Annotated in this window: 16 protein-coding genes; 3 read left to right on the top strand and 13 right to left on the bottom strand. The window is 71.8% G+C overall.

Going from position 1 to position 20252, the window contains the following annotated elements; genetic code table 11:
• Positions 1-11 precede the first annotated feature (11 nt).
• Positions 12-1319 (bottom strand): NAD(P)/FAD-dependent oxidoreductase, encoded by a 1308-nt coding sequence (locus OG507_RS10940; protein ID WP_327366985.1) that lies wholly within the window; start codon positions 1317-1319, stop codon positions 12-14.
• 235 nt (positions 1320-1554) lie between these two features.
• A complete protein-coding gene (locus tag OG507_RS10935) occupies positions 1555-2454 on the bottom strand; it encodes a TIGR01777 family oxidoreductase (RefSeq protein ID WP_327366984.1) in 900 nt (299 codons plus the stop codon).
• Positions 2455-2624: 170 nt separating this feature from the next.
• Between OG507_RS10935 and OG507_RS10930 the strand changes: the two genes are divergently transcribed.
• Positions 2625-3179 (top strand): GNAT family N-acetyltransferase, encoded by a 555-nt coding sequence (locus tag OG507_RS10930; protein ID WP_327366983.1) that lies wholly within the window; start codon positions 2625-2627, stop codon positions 3177-3179.
• A 14-nt stretch (positions 3180-3193) separates the two neighbouring features.
• Here OG507_RS10930 and OG507_RS10925 read toward each other — a convergent pair whose 3' ends face one another.
• From OG507_RS10925 to OG507_RS10895, 7 genes are all read right to left on the bottom strand, one after another.
• Positions 3194-3715, bottom strand: a complete 522-nt coding sequence (locus tag OG507_RS10925) for a DUF4240 domain-containing protein (RefSeq protein ID WP_327371930.1) — start codon at positions 3713-3715, stop codon at positions 3194-3196.
• Between the two features lie 61 nt (positions 3716-3776).
• Entirely contained in the window at positions 3777-4748 is a 972-nt protein-coding gene (locus OG507_RS10920; RefSeq protein ID WP_327366981.1) for a helix-turn-helix transcriptional regulator, read from the bottom strand.
• A gap of 128 nt (positions 4749-4876) precedes the next feature.
• A complete protein-coding gene (gene aceE, locus OG507_RS10915) occupies positions 4877-7546 on the bottom strand; it encodes a pyruvate dehydrogenase (acetyl-transferring), homodimeric type (protein ID WP_327366980.1) in 2670 nt (889 codons plus the stop codon).
• Positions 7547-7825: 279 nt separating this feature from the next.
• The gene (locus OG507_RS10910) at positions 7826-8449 is read right to left on the bottom strand and encodes a GntR family transcriptional regulator (RefSeq protein WP_327366979.1); all 624 of its coding nucleotides are present in this window, start codon (positions 8447-8449) and stop codon (positions 7826-7828) included.
• Between the two features lie 148 nt (positions 8450-8597).
• Complete coding sequence (sucB, locus tag OG507_RS10905) at positions 8598-10430, bottom strand: 2-oxoglutarate dehydrogenase, E2 component, dihydrolipoamide succinyltransferase (RefSeq protein ID WP_327366977.1); 1833 nt, start codon at positions 10428-10430, stop codon at positions 8598-8600.
• A 61-nt stretch (positions 10431-10491) separates the two neighbouring features.
• On the bottom strand, positions 10492-11880 hold the full coding sequence (lpdA, locus tag OG507_RS10900) for a dihydrolipoyl dehydrogenase (RefSeq protein ID WP_327366976.1): 1389 nt from the start codon (positions 11878-11880) through the stop codon (positions 10492-10494).
• Positions 11881-12205: 325 nt separating this feature from the next.
• Positions 12206-13747: a leucyl aminopeptidase gene (locus OG507_RS10895; RefSeq protein ID WP_327366975.1), complete on the bottom strand. Its 1542-nt coding sequence runs from the start codon at positions 13745-13747 to the stop codon at positions 12206-12208.
• Between the two features lie 259 nt (positions 13748-14006).
• Between OG507_RS10895 and OG507_RS10890 the strand changes: the two genes are divergently transcribed.
• The gene (locus tag OG507_RS10890) at positions 14007-14831 is read left to right on the top strand and encodes an endo alpha-1,4 polygalactosaminidase (protein WP_327366974.1); all 825 of its coding nucleotides are present in this window, start codon (positions 14007-14009) and stop codon (positions 14829-14831) included.
• A gap of 31 nt (positions 14832-14862) precedes the next feature.
• Here the strand turns inward: OG507_RS10890 and OG507_RS10885 are convergent, their stop codons facing one another.
• Entirely contained in the window at positions 14863-15642 is a 780-nt protein-coding gene (locus OG507_RS10885; protein WP_327366973.1) for an adenosylcobinamide-GDP ribazoletransferase, read from the bottom strand.
• A gap of 88 nt (positions 15643-15730) precedes the next feature.
• Here OG507_RS10885 and OG507_RS10880 point away from each other — a divergent pair, with 88 nt between their 5' ends.
• Positions 15731-16492, top strand: a complete 762-nt coding sequence (locus tag OG507_RS10880; RefSeq protein ID WP_327366972.1) for a hypothetical protein — start codon at positions 15731-15733, stop codon at positions 16490-16492.
• On the opposite strand, the gene OG507_RS10875 is transcribed toward OG507_RS10880, so the two are convergent.
• From OG507_RS10875 to cobT, 3 genes are all read right to left on the bottom strand, one after another.
• Positions 16435-17163: a hypothetical protein gene (locus OG507_RS10875; RefSeq protein ID WP_327366971.1), complete on the bottom strand. Its 729-nt coding sequence runs from the start codon at positions 17161-17163 to the stop codon at positions 16435-16437. The genes OG507_RS10880 and OG507_RS10875 overlap by 58 nt on opposite strands.
• On the bottom strand, positions 17160-18965 hold the full coding sequence (locus tag OG507_RS10870) for a phosphatidylglycerol lysyltransferase domain-containing protein (protein WP_327366970.1): 1806 nt from the start codon (positions 18963-18965) through the stop codon (positions 17160-17162). The genes OG507_RS10875 and OG507_RS10870 overlap by 4 nt, the downstream gene beginning before the upstream one ends.
• A gap of 111 nt (positions 18966-19076) precedes the next feature.
• Positions 19077-20198, bottom strand: coding sequence for a nicotinate-nucleotide--dimethylbenzimidazole phosphoribosyltransferase (gene cobT, locus OG507_RS10865; RefSeq protein ID WP_327371929.1), 1122 nt, complete (start codon positions 20196-20198; stop codon positions 19077-19079).
• Positions 20199-20252: the final 54 nt, after the last annotated feature.

The following is a 20252-nucleotide window of genomic DNA, read 5'->3' as shown; positions in this document are numbered from 1 at the left end:
GGGGACGCCCCCTACGCCGCTTCGGACAGGGCCGATCCGCTCCCGCGCCCCGGCCGTACACCCAGGTCGGTGAGGATCGCATCGGCCGCGCGGCGGCCCGAGAACAGGGCGCCCTGGGCCGTGCTCGTGTCGCGGTGGTCGCCGCACACGTACAGCCCGGCGAGCAGCCTGACCGGGCGGCGCAGATCGTGCGGGGGCGGCATCGCGGGGACGGCCTCGGGGTCGTGATGGGCGGCCAGCAGCTCCCAGTCGTCGGTGGGCGTGCCGTACAGGGCGGCGAGATGGGCGCGGACCGTGCGGTCCAGGTCGGGCGGCGGGGTGCCGAGCACGGTCGAGCTGATCAGGGTCCGGCCGCGCGGGGCGCGCGAGGGGTCGACGGCGCTCATCACCGCTGTGTGTGCGACCGGGCCCGAACGGTCGGCGTCCAGCAGCAGCGAGGTGCCGGTCGGCGGGGGAGCGGGGGCGGTGTGGTGAAGGACCGTCACGGGGTGGAAGGGCGGCACCCGCAGACCGGGCAGCAGCTCGGCGGCCGCGCCCGCGCCGGTCGCCAACAGCAGGGAGCGGCAGCCCAGTTCTCCGTGTTCCTTGGTGCGGACCGAGGTGATGTCGGCGGCGGTGACATGCACGCCCGTCCGTACGGTGCCGGGCGGCAGTGCGGCCGCGAGAAGTTCGGGCAGCCTCCCCGCACCGCCCTCGGGCACGCACAGCCTGCCCTGCGCATAGCCGCGCAGGGCGAGATCGGCGCACCGGCTGGACGTGGTGAGCTCCGGGTCGCTGAGGAGCGCGGAGAGCAGCGGGCGCAGGAAGCCGTTGACCGTGCGGGAGTTCAGGCCGCGCCGGGACAGGGCGGCGAGTGCCGTCTGCTCGGGCCGGGCCAGGATGCGGGCGGCCGGGGTGGCGGCGAGCCGGGACAGGGCGGCGCCCAGCCGGGCCTGGTCGATCGGCCCGCCCATCGGTGGACGGGGGGCGCTTGCCAGGGCGCGCACTACCTTGAATGCGCCCCGCGCGCCCCGTACATCGCCCGTCCGGAACTGACGGCCCTCGCTGTGCACGAGCACCCCCGGGGCGAAGTTGCGCAGCACGAGCCCTTCGAGTGCGGGCATCCGGCGGAGTTCCGGGTACGAGGTGCTGAGCAGCGGGCCGATGTGGTCGAGCCGGAAGCCGTCCAGATCGGCGGTGGCCATCCGGCCGCCGACCCGGGGTCCGGCCTCCAGGACGCTGACACTTACCCCTGCGCTGGTCAGTTGGTGGGCGGCTGACAGGCCGGCGATTCCGGCCCCGATGATGACGACGTCCGCGTGACGAGCCGAGCTGAGCACGTGCCCCTCCCCGAGTCGGCGCAACTACTGGGAGGCTCTTGCCCCCAACAGGCCCCGGGAATGCCCGAGTTAGCAAGGAGGCTAGGAGGGTGGCCGGTGCGGGCGCAGTCGTGCGAACCGGGGCACCGTTGCACGGGGTCGCACGCTCGTCCGAATGCCTGGAGGGCGTTCGGGAGCGGGTCGCGCACGGCGCGCTCCGGCGCGGTCGGTGCGCGCCGGTGTCCGGTCGGTGGGCTCAGCGCAGTGCCGCGCGGATCGCCGCGTCGATTCCCGGGAAGGCGAACGCGAAGCCGGAGTCCAGCAGTCGGCCCGGCAGCACCCGCTGGCTGCCCAGCACGTCCTGCGCGAAGTCCCCGAGAGCGATCCGCAGGGCCGGTGCCGGAGCGGTCAGGAGCGTGGGCCGGCGCAGTACCCTCCCCATCGCGGCCGTCACCTCGCGGTTGGTGACGGGGTCGGGGCCGGTCAGATTCACCGGGCCGGACAGCGACTCGGTGTCCAGGATGTGCCGCAGGGCCGCGACCTCGTCGTGCAGCGCGATGAAGCTCCAGTACTGGAGGCCGTTGCCCAGCCGGCCGCCGAGCCCCGCCCGGAACAGCGGGAACAGCCGGCCCCAGGCCCCGCCCGCACGGCCGACGACCAGACCGGTGCGCGCGTGCACCGTCCGTACGCCGGCCTCCTCGGCGGCGGCCGTGGCCGCCTCCCATTCCACACATACGGACGGCAGGAAGCCTTCGCCGGCCGGGGCGCTCTCGTCGACCGCGCGGTCCCCGGTGTCGCCGTAGTAGCCGATGGCCGACCCGGACAGCAGGACTTTCGGCGGTACGTCCAGCGAGGCGACGGCCTCGGCGACGGCCGCCGTCCCGAGCACCCGGCTGTCCCGGATCTCCTTCTTGTACGCCGGAGTCCAGCGGTGGTCGCCGACGCCCGCCCCGGCGAGATGGACGACGGCGTCGCAGCCCACCAGGCCCGACACGTCGACGTACCGGCGCCCGGGATCCCACTCCACCTCGTCACCGGCCCGCGCCGGGTGCCGCACCAGACGTACGACCTCGTGCCCGTCGGCCCGCAGCGAGCGCACGAGCGCCGCTCCGATGAGTCCGGATGCTCCGGTGACAGCGATACGGGAGTGCAGCATGGCTCCCATCCTGCCGCAGCGGCGCGGACGCGTCTGTATGCGCGGGCCGACGGTTGTCGCGCGCGTCGCCGATCCGGTCCGGGCGGGGCAGGGACGGGCTGCGCGCCGGGCCGCGAAGGGCTGCGAAACGGGGCTGACCGGGCGAGGGGCGGCGTGGCACAGTGGCGCGCATGCCCGAGAACCACACGCACCGGCTCCACGTCGTCCGTCCCGTCCGCACAGTCCACGCCGTCCGCCCGGCGGTTCTCTCCGACGAAGCCGCTCTCGGTGAACTCGACCGCTCCACCTGGTCGACGCTGCACGCCGTGACGCCGAGACCGCAGCCTCCGTACGCACCGGTCTTCGACGACCTCCACCGGCCGGAGGACTTCCTCGTGGCCGAGGCGGAGAACGCGGCGGGCGAGGTGCGCCTCGCCGGGTACGCCAGGCTGGTCCTGCCCACCTCGCTGGCCTGCAACGCGCACGTCCGGCAGATACAGGGCCTCGCCGTGGCCGACTGGGCGCGCGGCCGCGGGATAGCCCGGGCCCTGCTGCGGGCCGCGTTCGCGGCGGCGCGGAGTGACGGGGCGAACCGGATGACCCTGCGGGTGCTCGGGCACAACGCACCCGCGCGGGCCCTCTATGAGTCGGAGGGATTCGTCGTCGAGGGGCTGCTGCCCGGTGAGTTCTTTTTGGACGGGCGTTACGTGGACGACGTCATGATGGGCCGTTCGCTCGCCCCGTGACCTCCCGTCCCCCCTCAGCGGGCCCCGAACCGCTCCCAGAGCGCGGGGAAGCGCTCCGCCAGGACCGTGTCGTCCTCGAAGCCGAGGGGGGTGCCCTCCGGCTCGGCCGCCTGGGGCGGCAGACCGAGGTCGGGGGCGACCACGCCGGTGAGCTGTTCGTACGCCTCGTCGGCGGCGTAGCCGAGATCCTCGGCGTCCCCGTCGATCTCCTCGTCGAAGTCGTCGAGGAGATCGGCGAGGCTGTCCGGGTCGTGCAGAGCGCCCTCGAAGACCTCCCGGCCCTGCCCGATCAGCCAGCAGCGGAAGAAGTCGAAGGCGTCATCGCTCGCGCCGCCGAGCAGCACGGCGGCGGCGCCCCACAGCTCCCAGCGGTAGGCGCGGTTGTAGCGGGCCTCGAAGTGCCTGGCGAAATCCAGCACGGCTTCGGGATCGAGCTGCACCAGCCGTTCGACGAGCAGGTCGGCCTGGTCCTCGGGGTCGCCCTCGGCGGCCTCGCGGGTGCTGTCGATGATCTCCCAGAACTCCGTCTCGTCCATCACGGGTCAAGCATCGGCCCTGGCGGCAGGCGATGCACGCGGACGCGGCGAAAAGAAGCCCTCAGCGATAGAGGTCGCGCAGGCGTTCGGCTGCCGCGCCGAAACGGGCCCGCAGGGCGGCCGGTTCGAGGACCTCCAACTCAGGTCCCAGGGTCAGGAGTTGGCCGTACGCGACGTCGAGGGACTCGACCGGCAGAGTGACCGTCAGCCGCCCCTGCGTATCGGCCGGTCCCGCCACGTCCAGAGCCTCGTGGACCGCCGAACGGTCCATGGCGTACGGCAGTCGGCGTACACCCTCCTCCGACACCCGTACCGTCACCTCGGTCCGCAGGAGCGAGCGGGCGAACTGGGCGGCGCGCTCGTCCCAGAAGCCCGGAAGATCGAACCGCTCGTCGCGTTCGAACCGCTCGTCCGACACCGCGACGGCCGAGAACCGGTCGATCCGGTACACCCGGAAGTCGTCCGCCGCGCGGGCGCAGAGGTACCAGACCCCGGCCTTCAGGACGAGTCCGTACGGGGCCAGCTCCCGCTCCACCTCCCCGTCCCGGCCGCTGCGGCGGTAGCGGGCGTGGACGATCCGGTCGTCCCAGACCGCCTCCGCGACGGCGGGCAGCAGTTCGGGGGTGACCGGCTCCTGGTACCAGCCGGGGGCGTCCAGGTGGAAGCGCTGCGCGGCGCTGTCGGAGGCGTCCCGCAGGGAGGGGAGCAGGGCCGCCGACACCTTGAGCCGGGCGGCGGACGCGGCGTCCTCCAGGCCCATCTCGCGCAGCGCGGACGGCAGCCCGGAGAGGAAGAGCGCCTCGGCCTCGTTGCGGGCGAGCCCGGTGAGGCGTGTGCGGTACCCGCCGACCAGCCGGTAGCCCCCGGCCCGGCCCCGGTCCGCGTACACCGGGACGCCCGCCTCGGAGAGTGCCTGCGCGTCCCGGGTGACGGTCCGCTCGGACACCTTCAGCTCCTGGGCGAGCTCGGCGGCGGTCATGACGGGGCGGGACTGCAGGAGCAGCACCATTTTGATGAGACGGGCAGCACGCATGCGGCCATTGTGGCCGCGCGGGGCGAGTGTGGCCTCAATCGCCGGACGGGCTCAAAAATGTGCTCGATCGCCGGACGGGCTTGATTTTCAAGCCCGTCCGGCTCGGTCCGCCGGGGCGGACCCTCGCGTCAGAGCCCGTAACGCTCCCGGGCCTCCTTGACCGCGGACGCGGTCACCTCGCCGCGGCGGGCCAGCTGGGCCAGGGCCGCGACCGTGACCGACTGCGCGTCGACGCCGAAGTGGCGGCGGGCGGCGTCTCGGGTGTCGGAGAGGCCGAAGCCGTCCGTGCCGAGCGAGGACCAGTCCTGCTCCACCCACTGGCTGATCTGGTCCGGGACCTGCCGCATCCAGTCGCTGACCGCGAGGACCGGACCCGGAGCACCCTCCAGCGCCTGGGTCACGTACGGCACCCGCTGCTCACCGCGGAGCAGCGCCTCGTCGCACTCCAGCGCCTCGCGGCGCAGCTCGCCCCAGGACGTGGCGGACCAGACGTCGGCCGTGACGCCCCAGTCCGCGGCCAGCAGCTCCTGCGCCTGAAGGGCCCAGTGGATCGCCGTACCGGAGGCCAGCAGCTGGACGCGCGGTGCGTCCGCCGTCGCGGGCGTGCCCTCCTTGAAGCGGTAGAGGCCCTTGACGATGCCCTCCTCGACGCCCTCCGGCATCGCGGGCTGCGGCTTCGGCTCGTTGTAGACCGTCAGGTAGTAGAAGACGTTCTCGGCCTCGGGGCCGTACATCCTCCGCAGACCGTCCTTGACGATCACCGCGATCTCGTACGCGAACGCCGGGTCGTAGTTGAGCGAAGCCGGGTTCGTGGCCGCGATCAGGTGCGAGTGGCCGTCCGCGTGCTGGAGGCCCTCACCCGTCAGCGTCGTACGGCCCGCCGTGGCGCCGACGATGAAGCCCTTGCCGAGCTGGTCGGCGAGCTGCCACATCTGGTCGCCGGTCCGCTGCCAGCCGAACATCGAGTAGAAGATGTAGAAGGGGATCATCGTCTCGCCGTGCGTCGCGTACGACGTGGCGGCGGCGATGAAGTCGGCCATGGCACCGGCCTCGGTGATCCCCTCGTTGAGGATCTGGCCGTCCTTGGCCTCCTTGTAGTACATCAGCTGGTCGCGGTCGACCGGCTCGTACGTCTGGCCCAGCGGCGAGTAGATCCCGGCCGACGGGAAGAGCGACTCCATGCCGAAGGTGCGCGCCTCGTCCGGGACGATCGGCACCCAGCGCCTGCCGGTCTCCTTGTCCCGCATCAGGTCCTTGGCCAGGCGCACGAACGCCATGGTGGTGGCCATCTCCTGTTTGCCGGACCCCTTGTACAGGGCCTTGAACGCGCGCTCCTCGGGCTCGGGCAGCGCCACCGCGTGCACCCGGCGGGCCGGGGCGGGGCCGCCGAGAGCGGCACGGCGCTCCTGGAGGTAGCGGACCTCGGGGGAGTCTGCGCCCGGGTGGCCGTAGGGCACCAGGCCGCTCTCGAAGGCGCTGTCCGGGATCGGGAGGCCGAGCAGCTCGCGCATGCCCTTGAACTCGTCGATCGACAGCTTCTTCATCTGGTGGTTGGCGTTCTTGGACTCGAAGCCCTTGCCGAGCGTGTAGCCCTTCACCGTCTGCGCGAGGATGACGGTCGGAGCGCCCTTGTGCTCGACGGCCGCCCTGTACGCCGCGTACACCTTGCGGGCCTCGTGGCCGCCGCGGGAGGTGTAGAAGCACTCGGCGATCTTCGCGTCGGTGAGCAGCTTCGCCAGCTCGGCGAGCGCGGGCTCGGCGCCGAAGAAGTGCTCACGGATGTACGCGACGTCGCGGGTGGCGTACGTCTGGAACTGCGCGTCCGGGACCTCCCGGAGCCGGCGGACCAGCGCGCCCGTGGTGTCCAGCTGGAACAGCTCGTCCCAGGCGTTGCCCCAGAGCGTCTTGATGACGTTCCAGCCGGCGCCGCGGAACGCGCCCTCCAGCTCCTGGACCACGCGGAAGTTGGCGCGGACCGGGCCGTCGAGGCGCTGCAGGTTGCAGTTGATGACGAAGGTCAGGTTGTCGAGCCGCTCACGGGCCGCGAGGGCGAGGGCGGCGGTCGACTCGGGCTCGTCCATCTCGCCGTCGCCCAGGAAGGCCCAGACGTGCGAGTTCGACGTGTCCTTGATGTTGCGGTTGGCCAGATAGCGGTTGAAGCGCGCCTGGTAGATCGCCGAGAGCGGGCCGAGGCCCATCGACACGGTGGGGAACTCCCACAGCCAGGGCAGCCGCCGCGGGTGCGGGTAGGACGGCAGGCCGTCGCCGCCCGCCTCCTGGCGGAAGTTGTCGAGCTGCTGCTCGCTGAGCCGTCCGTCGAGGAAGGCGCGGGCGTAGATGCCGGGAGAGGCATGGCCCTGTATGTAGAGCTGGTCGCCGGAGCCGTCCCCCTCCTTGCCGCGGAAGAAGTGGTTGAAGCCGGTCTCGTACAGCCAGGCCGCCGAGGCGAAGGTGGCGATGTGGCCGCCGACCCCGAGCCGGGAGCCACGGGTGACCATCGCGGCCGCGTTCCAGCGGTTCCAGGCGGTGATCCGGGACTCCATCTCCAGGTCGCCGTCGAACGCGGGCTCGGCGGCGGTTGGGATGGAGTTGACGTAATCGGTCTCCAGCAGCTTGGGCAGCGCGAGACCGGCGCCCTCGGCGTGCTGGAGCGAGCGGCGCATCAGGTACGCGGCGCGGTGCGGGCCGGCGGCCTTGGTGACGGCATCCAGGGAGGCCGCCCATTCGGCGGTCTCCTCGGGGTCACGGTCCGGGAGCTGATCGAGCTCGCTCGGAAGCTTTCCTACGGGGTCGGTCATGATCGCCGCCTTCCGGAGTGGAGGGGGGTGGAGAAAGGCCCTGACTGGCAGGACAGGGCGATGGGGCCGGTGGGCCCGCGGAGTGAACTGTAAGTCGCCGATCGATGATCGATCAAAGGATGAACGGCAAAACTTCTCGATATGAAGAAAGTGGCATGCGGTGCCGCGAAATGGGGCACGGAGTGACGGGATTTAGCGCGCAAAAGGGGCGTCCGCCTGCACAGGAGAGCGCCCCTCGCGACAGATGCGTACGGCCTTCAGGGCAGCCGCGTACGGCCCTCAGGCGCGCGGTGCGCAGCCGAGCACATGTGCCTTGACCAGCACGCCGATGTCCGGGTCCTTTCGCAGGAACGCCTCGATGAGCGCCTCGTGCTCCTCCGCGTACGACTTCTGGACCGTGCCCAGCCAGCGGATCGACAGGGCGGTGAACACCTCGATGCCCAGCCCCTCCCAGGTGTGCAGCAGCACGGCGTTCCCCGCGGCGCGCACCATCTCGCGGTGGAACCCCACGGTGTGCCGTACCTGCGCCTCGCCGTCGGCCAGCCGGTCCGCCTCGTAGAGAGCCGTCACATGCGGCGAGAGGCACGAGCAGTCCTCGCCGAGTGCCGGAGCCGCCAGTTCCGCCGCGATCTGCTCCAGACCGGCCCGTACGGGATAGCTCTCCTCCAGGTCGGCCGCGGTGAGATTGCGGACCCGTACGCCCTTGTTGGGCGCCGACTCGATCAGCCGGAGCGTCTCCAGCTCCCGCAGCGCCTCGCGCACCGGCGTCTGGCTGACCTCCAGCTCGGTGGCGATCCGGCGCTCCACGATCCGCTCACCCGGCTTCCAGCGCCCGCTGACGATCCCGTCCACGATGTGCTCGCGGATCTGTTCGCGCAGCGAGTGGACGACGGGCGGGGTCATGAGGGGCTCCTTCGGGGCAAACCGGTGCTGTCTGCGCCATCACGGCTGCCGGGGCGACCGGTGGTGTCTAGACAATACGGCGGCGCCCCCGTCCGAGGAGTGTCCCGGACGGGGGCGCCGCTGGTGAGGCTGGTTACAGCAGTGGTGCTCAGAGGCCGAGCTCGACCTCGAACTCACCGGCCTCCAGGATCGCCTTGACCGCGGTCAGGTAACGGGCGGCGTCCGCGCCGTCCACCAGACGGTGGTCGTAGGAGAGTGCGAGGTACGTCATGTCGCGGACACCGATGACGGTGCCCTCCTCGGTCTCGATGACCGCCGGACGCTTCACCGTGGCACCGATGCCCAGGATGGCCGCCTGGTTCGGGGGCACGATGACGGTGTCGAACAGCGCACCGCGCGAGCCGGTGTTACTGATGGTGAAGGTGGCACCGGACATGTCGTCCGGGGTCAGGCCGCCACCGCGGGCCTTGCCGGCCAGCTCGGCGGTCTTCTTCGAGATACCGGCGATGTTCAGGTCGCCCGCACCCTTGATGACCGGGGTCATCAGACCCTTCTCGGCGTCCACGGCGATGCCGATGTTCTCCGAGTCGAAGTACGTGATGGTGCCCTCGTCCTCGTTGATCCGGGCGTTGATGACCGGGTGGGCCTTCAGCGCCTGGGCCGCCGCCTTCACGAAGAACGGCATCGGGGACAGCTTGACGCCCTCACGGGCGGCGAACGCGGCCTTCGCCTGGTTGCGCAGCTTCATCAGCTTGGTGATGTCGACCTCGACGACCGAGGTCAGCTGGGCCTGCGAGTGCAGCGCCTTCATCATGTTGTCGCCGATGACCTTGCGCATGCGGGTCATCTTGACCGTCTGACCGCGCAGCGGGGAGACCTCCAGCTTCGGCGCCTTCGAGGCCGCCGGAGCAGCCGCGACAGGGGCCGGAACAGCGGCGGCGGCCTTGGCGGCCTCCGCGGCGGCGACGACGTCCTGCTTGCGGATACGGCCACCGACGCCGGTGCCCTTGACCGCAGCGAGGTCGACACCGTTCTCGGCGGCGAGCTTGCGGACCAGCGGCGTGACGTACGCGCCGTCGTCACCGGAGGTCGCGGCCGGGGTGACCGGAGCCGGGGCGGCGACGGGCGCCGGAGCGGCGGGCGCCACCGGAGCGGCCGGGGCCACCGGAGCGGCCGGGGCCACCGGAGCGGCCGGGGCCACCGGAGCCGGAGCGGCGACCGGGGCGGCGGGCGCCACCGGGGCCGGAGCCGGTGCGGGGGCGGGGGCGGCCGGAGCCACCGGGGCCGGAGCGGGGGCAGCGGCGACCGGGGCCGGTGCGGCGACGGGCGCCGGAGCGGCCGGGGCCGGGGCAGCCGCCGGAGCGGCACCGGCGGCACCGATGACGGCGAGCTTGGCGCCGACCTCGGCGGTCTCGTCCTCGGCGACGACGATCTCCAGCAGCACACCGGAGACCGGGGCCGGGATCTCGGTGTCGACCTTGTCCGTGGAGACCTCCAGGAGGGGCTCGTCCTCCGTGACCTCCTCGCCGACCTCCTTCAGCCAGCGGGTGACGGTGCCCTCGGTGACGCTCTCGCCGAGCGCCGGGAGGGTGACGTCGATACCGGCGGCGCCACCGGCCGGTGCGGCTGCGGCCGGAGCCGCGGCCACGGGGGCCGGAGCGGCAACCGCGGGGGCAGCGGCGACCGGAGCCGGAGCGGCCACGGGCTCGGCGGCCGGGGCCGCCGCGGCGGCGGGTGCACCCGTGCCGTCGTCGATGATGGCCAGCTCGGCGCCGACCTCGACGGTCTCGTCCTCGGCGACCTTGATGGCGGCGAGGATGCCGGCCGCGGGGGCCGGGATCTCGGTGTCGACCTTGTCGGTCGAAACCTCGAGCAACGGCTCGTCGGCTTCGACGCGCTCGCCCTCGGCCTTCAGCCAGCGGGTGACAGTTCCCTCGGTGACGCTCTCGCCGAGCGCCGGAAGGGTTACGGAAACCGACATGGTTTCAGTTGCTCCTTACGAAAGTGCGGAAGTAGGTCGGTCGTCGCGCCCGGTCGACTGATCAGTCGTGGGAGTGCAGAGGCTTGCCGGCCAGGGCCATGTGGGCCTCGCCCATCGCCTCGTTCTGCGTCGGGTGGGCGTGGATGAGCTGCGCGACCTCGGCGGGCAGCGCCTCCCAGTTGTAGATCAGCTGGGCTTCGCCGACCTGCTCGCCCATACGGTCACCGACCATGTGGACGCCGACCACGGCACCGTCCTTGACCTGGACGAGCTTGATCTCGCCCGCGGTCTTGAGGATCTTGCTCTTGCCATTGCCCGCGAGGTTGTACTTCAGGGCGACGACCTTGTCCGCGCCGTAGAGCTCCTTGGCCTTGGCCTCGGTGATGCCCACGGAGGCGACCTCGGGGTGGCAGTACGTCACCCGCGGGACACCGTCGTAGTCGATCGGAACGGTCTTCAGACCGGCCAGCCGCTCCGCCACCAGGATGCCCTCGGCGAAGCCGACGTGCGCGAGCTGGAGCGTCGGGGCCAGGTCGCCCACGGCCGAGATGGTGGGCACATTGGTCTGCATGTACTCGTCGACGAGGACGTAACCGCGGTCCATCGCGACGCCGGCCTCCTCGTAGCCCAGGCCCTGCGAGACCGGGCCGCGGCCGATGGCGACCAGCAGCACCTCGGCCTCGAAGGTCTTGCCGTCGGCGAGGGTCACGCGGACGCCGTCCGGCGTGTACTCGGCGCTCTGGAAGAACGTACCGAGGTTGAACTTGATGCCGCGCTTGCGGAAGGCGCGTTCAAGAAGCTTCGAGCTGTTCTCGTCCTCGACCGGCACGAGGTGCTTCAGGCCCTCGATGATCGTGACGTCGGTGCCGAAGGACGTCCACGCCGAGGCGAACTCGACGCCGATGACGCCGCCGCCCAGCACGATCGCGGACTTCGGGACACGGTTCAGCTTCAGCGCGTGGTCCGAGGAGATGATGCGGTTGCCGTCGATCTCCAGGCCCGGCAGCGACTTCGGTACGGAGCCGGTCGCGAGCAGCACGTGACGGCCCTGGAAGCGCTGGCCGTTCACATCCACCGAGGTGGGGGAGGAGAGCCGCCCCTCACCCTCGATGTAGGTCACCTTGCGCGAGGCGATGAGACCCTGCAGACCCTTGTACAGGCCCGAGATCACGTCGTCCTTGTACTTGTGGACGGCCTCGATGTCGATGCCCTCGAAGGTGGCCTTTACGCCGAACTGCTCGGACTCGCGCGCCTGGTCGGCGATCTCGCCGGCGTGCAGCAGGGCCTTCGTGGGGATGCAGCCGTTGTGCAGGCAGGTGCCGCCGACCTTGCCCTTCTCGATCAGGGCGACGTCCAGGCCCAGCTGCGCTCCGCGCAGGGCCGCGGCGTAACCGCCGCTACCACCGCCGAGGATCACTAGGTCGAAAACGGTGCTGGCGTCGTTCGCCACGTCACGTCCTCCATGCATGTGCGCCGTACGCCGGGCCCCGTCGCTGGGGTGTGACCGGCCGGTCGGCTGGTGTTCGGCCGCTTTGTTGTTCGGCCCTGTGGTGGGGGCCCTGTCCTGCCGAGAACCCATCTTCGCACTTGTTGACGGTGGGCGGGACGCGGGGCCCGGGTATGAGACGGATGACCATCAGTCTCGGGTGGTCACCGCGGCGTGGAGCCCTGGTGATTTCGTCGAGAGCGAAACCTCGCGGCCCGTGCTGCGATGCCACCGTGGGCAACACGTACGGCCCCGGACGTATGCCCGGGGCCGTATGTGAGCTGCGACCTCAGCCGAGGTCTCCGGCAGCGGTGCGCTCCGCCAGCTTCACCAGCGTGCGCACCGCGGAACCGGTGCCGCCCTTCGGCGTGTAGCCGTACGGCGCGCCCTCGTGGAAGGCCGGGCCCGCGATGTCCAGGTGCGCCCAGGCGATGCCCTCGCCCACGAACTCCTTCAGGAACAGACCGGCCACCAGGCCGCCACCCATCCGCTCGCCCATGTTGGCGATGTCGGCGGTCGGGGAGTCCATGCCCTTGCGCAGGTCGGCGGGGAGCGGCATCGGCCAGGAGGCCTCGCCGACCTCCTCGGCGATCTCGTGGATGGAGGTACGGAAGGCGTCGTCGTTCGCCATGATGCCGAAGGTGCGGTTGCCCAGCGCCAGCACCATCGCGCCGGTCAGGGTCGCCACGTCGACGATCGCGTCCGGGTTCTCCTCGGAGGCGCGGGTCAGCGCGTCGGCCAGGACGAGCCGGCCCTCGGCGTCCGTGTTGAGGACCTCGACGGTCTTGCCGCTGTACATGCGCAGCACGTCACCGGGGCGGGTGGCGCTGCCCGACGGCATGTTCTCGGCGAGCGCCAGCCAGCCGGTGACATTGACCTGGAGGCCCAGACGGGCGGCCGCGACAACGGTCGCGAACACGGCGGCGGCGCCGCTCATGTCGCACTTCATCGTCTCGTTGTGACCGGCCGGCTTCAGCGAGATGCCGCCCGAGTCGTAGGTGATGCCCTTGCCGACCAGGGCCAGGGTCTTCTCCGCCTTCGGGTGCGTGTAGGCGAGCTTCACCAGACGCGGGCCGTGGGCCGAGCCCTGGCCGACGCCCAGCAGACCGCCGAAGCCGCCCTTGACGAGCGCCTTCTCGTCCAGGACCTGCACCTTGATGCCGTGCTCCTTGCCCGCGGCGGTGGCCACGGCGGCGAAGGACTCGGGGTACAGGTCGTTCGGCGGGGTGTTGATCAGGTCGCGGGCGCGGTTGATCTCCTCGACGACTGCGACGGCACGCTCGGCGGCCGCCTTGAACGCCTTGTCGCGCGGCTTGGCGCCGAGCAGGGCGACCTCGCCGAGCGGCAGCTTCGCGCCGTTGCCGTTCTTGTCCTTCGGCGCCAGCTTGTTCTCGCCGCCCTGGTACGCGGTGAAGGCGTACGCACCGAGGAGCGCGCCCTCGGCGATCGCCTCGGCGTCCTCGGCGGAGGCGATCGGCAGCGCGAAGCCGGCCTTCTTCGCACCGCTCAGGGCACGGGCGGCCGAGCCCGCGGCCCGGCGCAGCGCCTCGGCGCCGTACGTCTCGTCCTTCTCCGGGACGGAGCCGAGTCCGGCCGCGATGACGACCGGGACCTTGAGACCGGCGGGCGCGGGGAGCTTGGTCACCTCGCCCTCGGCACCTGCGGCGCCCAGGGCCTCCAGGACGGTGGCGAGCTTTCCGTCGAACGCCTTGTCCACGGCCTCGGCGCCCGGTGCGAGGACCGGACCCTTGGCGCCCTTGCCGACGCCGACGACGAGTGCGTCGGCGCGCAGCGTCGTCGCACCGGCAGTGCTGAGAGTGAGAGCAGTCACGGTGGTGAAATCTCGCTTCCGTTGAGTTCGTTTTCGGTCGAGGGGTGGGCCGACCGTGCCCGGCGCATCGTAGACGCCGCCGCAATGTGCCGGGAATGAGCCTACGCGCGCCTTTGCTGCAGGATCGCGGCGGCGGGCCGTCGGCGGCCTGTTGCGGCGCAGGAGTCCCGGCTCCGGTTGGTCGGGGCCGGGCCCGTGCGGCGGGAACGGGCCGTGGAAGTAGGGTCGTTGGCGGTGGCGGACCGTCGGGGGGAGAACCATGCGCGCCCGTGGGGCTGTACGCGTGAGCGGGGCGGGGCCGCGACTGCCGGTCACCGTGCTGATTCTGCTGGCCCTGCTGACCGGGTGCACCGCGGCGCCGGAACCCGCCGCCGGGCACTCCTGGCGGCCGGAGCCGGGGACCGGCTGGCAGTGGCAGCTCTCCGGCCGGCTGGACCCCACGGTGGACGTTCCTGTGTACGACATCGACGGCTTCGAGCACGAGGCGTCGGCGGTCGCCGATCTGCACCGCCGGGGCCGCAAGGTGATCTGCTACCTGTCCACCGGCGCCTGGGAGGAGTTCCGCCCGGACGCCGGGAAGTTTCCCGCATCGGTGCGGGGGAAGGGCAACGGCTGGGCGGGGGAGCGGTGGCTCGACATCCGCCGCACGGAGGTCCTTGAGCCATTGATGGAGGCGCGGATCGCGATGTGCGCGAAGAAGGGCTTCGACGCGGTGGAGCCCGACAACATGGACGGCTACCGCAACCGCACGGGCTTCCCGCTGACCGCCGCCGACCAGCTGCGCTACAACCGGCTCATCGCCCGGATCGCCCACCGCCACGAACTCGCCGTCGGCCTGAAGAACGACCTCGGCCAGATCCCGGAGCTGGAGCCGGACTTCGACTTCGCGGTCAATGAGCAGTGCGCCCAGTACGAGGAGTGCGAGGCCCTCACACCGTTCGTGAAGGCGGGCAAGGCCGTCTTCCACGTGGAGTACGAGCTGCCGGTCGCCCGGTTCTGCGCCCGGTCGAAGCGGCTGGGGCTCAGCTCGCTGCGCAAGCGGTACGAGCTGGGCGTGTGGCGCCAGGAGTGCCCGAAGCGCTAGCTCCTTCGCGTACGCTTTGGAGCCGCAGACCCTAGCCGAGTGCCAGGGCCACCAGGGCCGCCGTCGCCGCCGTCTCCTCCAGTGCGCCGAAGACATCGCCGGTCACCCCGCCGAAGCGCCGCACACAGTGCCGCAGCAGCAGGTGGGCGACGCCCAGGGCGGCCGGTACGGCGAGGGCATGGTGCAGCGCTCCGTACCCACCGAACAGCGCACCGGCGCCCGCGCAGGCCGCGACCACGACGGCCCCGACCGCCACCGCGGCACCTGCCGGGACCGTCCCCGCCACCGCCGCGCCCAGCCCCTCCGGACGGGCCGCGGGCACACCCTGACGGGAAGCCAGGGCGAGCGCCAGCCGGCCGGTGACCGCGGCGACGGCCGCCGCCACCGCGCCGTGCGCCCAGCTCTGCCCGTACAGCTGCTCAAGGGCCGCGACCTGGGCCAGCAGCACGAACAGCAGCGTGATCACACCGAACGGCCCGATGTCCGACTGCTTCATGATCCGCAGCGCGTCGTCGGCGGGCCTGCCGCTGCCCAGGCCGTCGGCGGTGTCCGCGAGACCGTCCAGATGCAGACCCCGGGTCAGCACCGCGGGCACGGCGGCGGAGGCGACCGCGGCGAGCAGCGGACCGGAGCCGAGCAGCAGCAGTACGGCGCCGGGCACCGCCGCTAGCAGCCCCACGACGAGACCGGCGAGCGGTGCGCACAGCATCCCGGCGCGGGCGGCCCGGCGGTCCCAGCGGGTGACGCGGACGGGGAGCACGGTCAGGGTGCCGAAGGCGAAACGCAGCCCATGGCTGTTCAGGGAGGTCACGGCGCGCAGGCTAATCGGTGTGACGGGCCGATAGATTGTGCGGAACGCGACGGACCATGGCAAAAGCAACTTATCGGGAGCGGGTGGCATGGGTCACTGGTTCGATCAGAACATCGTCGAGCCGGGGAAGCTGCCGCTGCTCCTCGCCTTGGCCGCCTTCGTGCTCACCTTCGCCGTGACCCGGGTCATCACCCGGATGATCCGGGCGGGGAAGGGCCCATTCCGCAACATCACGCCCGGCGGGCTGCATGTCCACCATGTGGTGCCCGGCGTGGTGCTGAGCGTCGTCGGCGGCTTCGGGGCGGTCGCCAGCGGGCGCCAAAGCGTCACCGCGGGGGTCTTCGCGGTGATCTTCGGCATGGGCGCGGGGCTGGTCCTCGACGAGTTCGCCCTGATCCTCCACCTCGACGACGTGTACTGGACCGAGGAGGGCCGCCAGAGCGTGGAGGTCGTGGTTCTCACCGCGGCGCTGGTGCTGCTGGTCCTGGCCGGATTCTCACCGTTCGGCGTGAACGAGCTGAGCAGCGATCAGCAGCAGGGCAGGCTCGGCGTCATCCTGACCCTGGTCATCAACTTCTGCTTCGTGCTGATCGCCCTGTTCAAGGGCAAGGCGCGGCTCGCGGTCGTCGGCACCCTCGTCCCGTTCGTCGCGCTGATCGGAGCGGTCCGGCTGGCCCGGCCGGCCTCGATGTGGGCCAAGCGCTTCTACCGCAACCGCCATCGCACCCGCGCCCGGTCGGTGCTGCGCGCCTACCACCACGATGTGCGCTGGGCGGGCCCGCGCCGCAGATTTCAGGACCTGATCGGCGGTGCGCCGGACCGGGTCCCGGTGCCGGGGCGCAAGCCCTGACCGCGGCGGCGCAGCCGCCGGTCCCGGCCGACCGTGACGGCGCACAGCACGAGCACGGCGGCGATCGCCGCGAGATGCTCCTTGCCGGCCAGATTGTCCTCGCAGATCACCTCGACCACCATCGCCGCGATCACCAGCCCTCCGGTGAACCAGGCCCGGTAGACGCAGCACACGTACACGGCGAGACCGACCACCGCCGCCGACGGACCGGTGTCGACGACCCGGGCATCGGAGGCGGGCAGCCCGAACAGCCCGTCGGGGCCGAGCGCGACCCCGATTCGCGCGTACAGCGTCCCGGCCAGCGTCGCGACGTACGCGATCACGAGCGTGCGCCACCGGCCCAGACAGATCTCGGCGGTCCCGAACACCACCAGGATCTGCGCCAGCGCCCCCCACACCGGCAGATCCGGCGCCGGGACGAACAGCGACAACGGGGTACGCAGCAGAGCCTCCCCCAGCGGATCCCCGGCCCGCACCGTCCCGAGCCCGTGCACCGCCCCCGCGCCCCACGACCGGTTCTGCACCGTCTGGAGCAGCGCCGTCAGACAGACCGCGGCGAGCGTCATCGGGACCGCCCGCAGTCGGGAGGAGACGAGCGCCGCGCGTACGGTCCCCGCGAGCGGACCCCACTCGCGGCGGGCCGCCCGGCCCAGCGCGCGTACGGGTCTCATCCACCGGTCCCGAGATGCGAGCGGTGCAGCCACTTGGGCAGACCGGGCGCCTCCAGGAACCCTTCGGCACGGCCCGCGGCGAGGCCGATGCGCAGCAGGTCGGAGCTCTTCTCGAAGAGCATGAAGCGCGGCTCCCAGATCGGTCGGTACTTGGCGTTGGCGCGGTACAGCGACTCGATCTGCCACCAGCGCGAGAAGAAGCCGAGCATCGAGCGCCACAGCCTCAGCACCGGTCCGGCGCCGAGCCGTGAACCCCGCTCGAAGACGGACCTGAACATCGCGAAGTTCAGCGAGACCTGAGTGATCCCGATCTCTTCGGCGCGCTGCAGGAGTTCGATGACCATGAACTCCATCAGGCCGTTCTCCGCGTCCCGGTCACGGCGCATCAGGTCCAGCGAGAGGCCGTTCGGCCCCCACGGCACAAAGCTCAGCACGGCGCGCAACTCGCCCGGCTCACCGTTCTTCCCGTCGGGTGCGTTGCGGCATTCGAGCATCACGCACTGTCCGTCGGCCGGATCGCCGAGCCGGCCGAGCGCCATGGAGAAGCCGCGCTCGGTCGCCCCGTCGCGCCAGTCGTCGGCGCGCCGCACCAGTTCGGCCATCTCCTCGTCGGGGATCTCGGCGTGCCGGCGCACGGTCACGTCGTACCCGGCGCGCTTCACCCGGTTGTACGCCTGGCGGACGGTCCGCATCGCCCGTCCTTCGAGGGTGAACTCGGCGGTCTCCACGATCGCTTCGTCGCCCAGCTCCAGGGCGTCGAGGCCGTGTCGCGCGTAGACGGTGCCGCCCTCCTCGCTCACCCCCATCACCGCCGGGATCCAGCCGTGCGCGCGGGCCTCGGCCAGCCAGGGTTCGATCGCGCCCGGCCAGGCCTCCGGGTCGCCGATGGGATCACCGGAGGCGAGCGAGACACCGCCGACCACCCGATAGGCGACAGCGGCCTTCCCGGTCGGCGACCAGATGACGCTCTTCTCCCGGCGCAGCGCGAAGTAGCCGAGCGAGTCGCGCTCGCCGTGCCTGTCGAGCAGCGCCCGCAGCCGGGCCTCGTCCTCGGGGGTGATGGGGTCGACGGCCCGGCGGGACCGGAACGCCGCGTACACGACGGCGATCAGCAGCAGCGTGGAGAGGATGTTGATGGTGACATTGACCCAGCCGGGCGTGGAGATGCCGGGGTAGCGGGCGTTGTTGACGGCGACCGAGACCAGCCGCAGGGCGCCGTAGCGCCAGCGTTCCAGGAAGGACGAGCGGTAGCCGTCCTGCGCGGTGTTGGTGAGGGTGACCAGGCCCGCGGCGACCAGTGAGGTGGCCAGCAGCCCGCCGACCGCGACGACGGCGGCCAGTTTCGGGTTGGACCGGTCGCCCTTCGCGTAGAACTCGCGCCGGCCGAGCAGGAGCGCCAGGACGAAGACGGCGGTCAGTGCCAGCGAGATCCAGTTCTGCAAGTACTGCCGGACCTCCGGGAACGGGATCACCAGGGCGAAGAGCAGCAGCAGAAGACTGCTCACCACCGTGTTCACGATCCATGCGGCCCGCTTGCGACGGCGCATGGTGATCGCGAGGAAGAGCGCGACCACCCCGGAGGAGAAGCCCGCGGTGAGCAGATAGGGGGTGAAGTAGTTCGCGGTGTTGCGACGGCGCAGATCGTTGCCGAGCGAGACCCAGACGGCGCTGAGGAAATTGATGAACGACACGACGCGCAGGTACCAGATGGCGAACGCGGCGCTGCGGCGTGAGCGGACGGTGCTCCCCGACCGGGTGTCGCCCCGCCCGGATTCCTCGGTGACCAATCGGACCTCTCCCATGAAAAGCGATCATATGGTGCATCGCGCTGCATGAGGGAACTGCGATCAGGGGACTGCGGCGAAGGGACTGCGCTGCGGCCGGTGACCGGCGGCAGCAGGCCTGCCGGTCCGTCAGCCGTCGGTCGCGTCGCCGTCCGTGTCGCTTCCGTCGGCCCCTTCGCCGGCTTCGTCCCCGCCGTCCTTCTCGTCGTCGACGGGTGCGCGCTCGGGCAGCTCCGCCGCCAGCGCGGCCGCGGCCCGGACCAGCGGAAGCGCGAGCAGTGCCCCACTTCCCTCGCCCACGATGACGCCGTGGTCCAGCAACGGGTTGAGCGCCATCCGGTCCAGTGCCTTGGTCTGCGCCGGCTCGCCGCTCGCCTGCCCCGCCAGCCACCAGTCCGGCGCCCGGAAGGCCGCCCGCTGACCCACCAGCGCACAGGCCGCCGAGACCACACCGTCCAGGATCACCGGCAGCCTGCGCACCGCGCACTGCAGCAGGAACCCGGTCGTCGCCGCCAGATCCGCGCCGCCCACCGTGGCCAGCAGCTCCAGCTGATCACCGAGGACCGGCCGGGCCCGCCGCAGCGCGTCCCGGATCGCCGCACACTTGCGCATCCACGCCAGATCGTCGATGCCCGCGCCGCCGCGCCCGGTGACCACCGAGGCGTCCGTGCCGCACAGCGCCGCGATCAGCGTGGCCGCGGCCGTCGTACCGCCGACGCTCAGATCGCCGAGCACCACCAGATCGGTGCCCGAGTCGGCCTCCTCGTCGGCGATCGCCATGCCCAGACGCACCGCCTGCTCGGCCTCCTCGGTCGTCAGCGCGTTCTCGACGTCGATCCGGCCGCTGCCGCGCCGCACCCGGTGACGTACCACCGACTCGGGCAGCAGCTCCGGGTCGCAGTCCAGCGCGGCGTCCACGATCCGTACCGGTACGGAGAACTGCCGGGCCAGCACGGCGAGCGGAGTCGCGCCCTCCAGCGTGGCCCGCACCAGCTCGTACGCACTCCCCGCCGCGCGCCCCGAGACACCCAGCTCGGCCACCCCGTGGTCACCGGCGAAGAGCACCACGCGCGGCTGCTCGATCGCCCTGACCGGGACGGTCTGCTGGGCGGCCGAGAGCCATTCGCCCAGCTCGTCCAGGCGGCCGAGGGCGCCGGGGGGAACGACCAGGCGCTCCCGGCGTTCCTCGGCGTCGCGCCGTACGCCGCCGTCGGGGCGTTCGATCAGATCGGAGAAGTCGTCCAGATTCACGGGGGTCTGCCTCGCGGGTCGATACGTGGAGTGGGCCGGCGAGCCCGGCGGCGG

Origin of the sequence: Streptomyces sp. NBC_01217, assembly GCF_035994185.1 — a bacterium.
GTDB lineage: Bacteria > Actinomycetota > Actinomycetes > Streptomycetales > Streptomycetaceae > Streptomyces.
Note: the sequence above shows the minus strand (reverse complement) of the source record. Positions and strands in the feature narration are given on the sequence as shown.

Coding starts and splice junctions, on each gene's coding strand:
- OG507_RS10935 (WP_327366984.1), bottom strand. CDS start 2,454: ATGCTGCACTCCCGTATCGCTGTCACCGGAGCATCCGGACTCATCGGA.
- OG507_RS10930 (WP_327366983.1), top strand. CDS start 2,625: ATGCCCGAGAACCACACGCACCGGCTCCACGTCGTCCGTCCCGTCCGC.
- OG507_RS10925 (WP_327371930.1), bottom strand. CDS start 3,715: ATGGACGAGACGGAGTTCTGGGAGATCATCGACAGCACCCGCGAGGCC.
- OG507_RS10920 (WP_327366981.1), bottom strand. CDS start 4,748: ATGCGTGCTGCCCGTCTCATCAAAATGGTGCTGCTCCTGCAGTCCCGC.
- aceE (WP_327366980.1), bottom strand. CDS start 7,546: ATGACCGACCCCGTAGGAAAGCTTCCGAGCGAGCTCGATCAGCTCCCG.
- OG507_RS10910 (WP_327366979.1), bottom strand. CDS start 8,449: ATGACCCCGCCCGTCGTCCACTCGCTGCGCGAACAGATCCGCGAGCAC.
- sucB (WP_327366977.1), bottom strand. CDS start 10,430: ATGTCGGTTTCCGTAACCCTTCCGGCGCTCGGCGAGAGCGTCACCGAG.
- OG507_RS10890 (WP_327366974.1), top strand. CDS start 14,007: ATGCGCGCCCGTGGGGCTGTACGCGTGAGCGGGGCGGGGCCGCGACTG.
- OG507_RS10880 (WP_327366972.1), top strand. CDS start 15,731: ATGGGTCACTGGTTCGATCAGAACATCGTCGAGCCGGGGAAGCTGCCG.
- OG507_RS10875 (WP_327366971.1), bottom strand. CDS start 17,163: ATGAGACCCGTACGCGCGCTGGGCCGGGCGGCCCGCCGCGAGTGGGGT.
- OG507_RS10870 (WP_327366970.1), bottom strand. CDS start 18,965: ATGGGAGAGGTCCGATTGGTCACCGAGGAATCCGGGCGGGGCGACACC.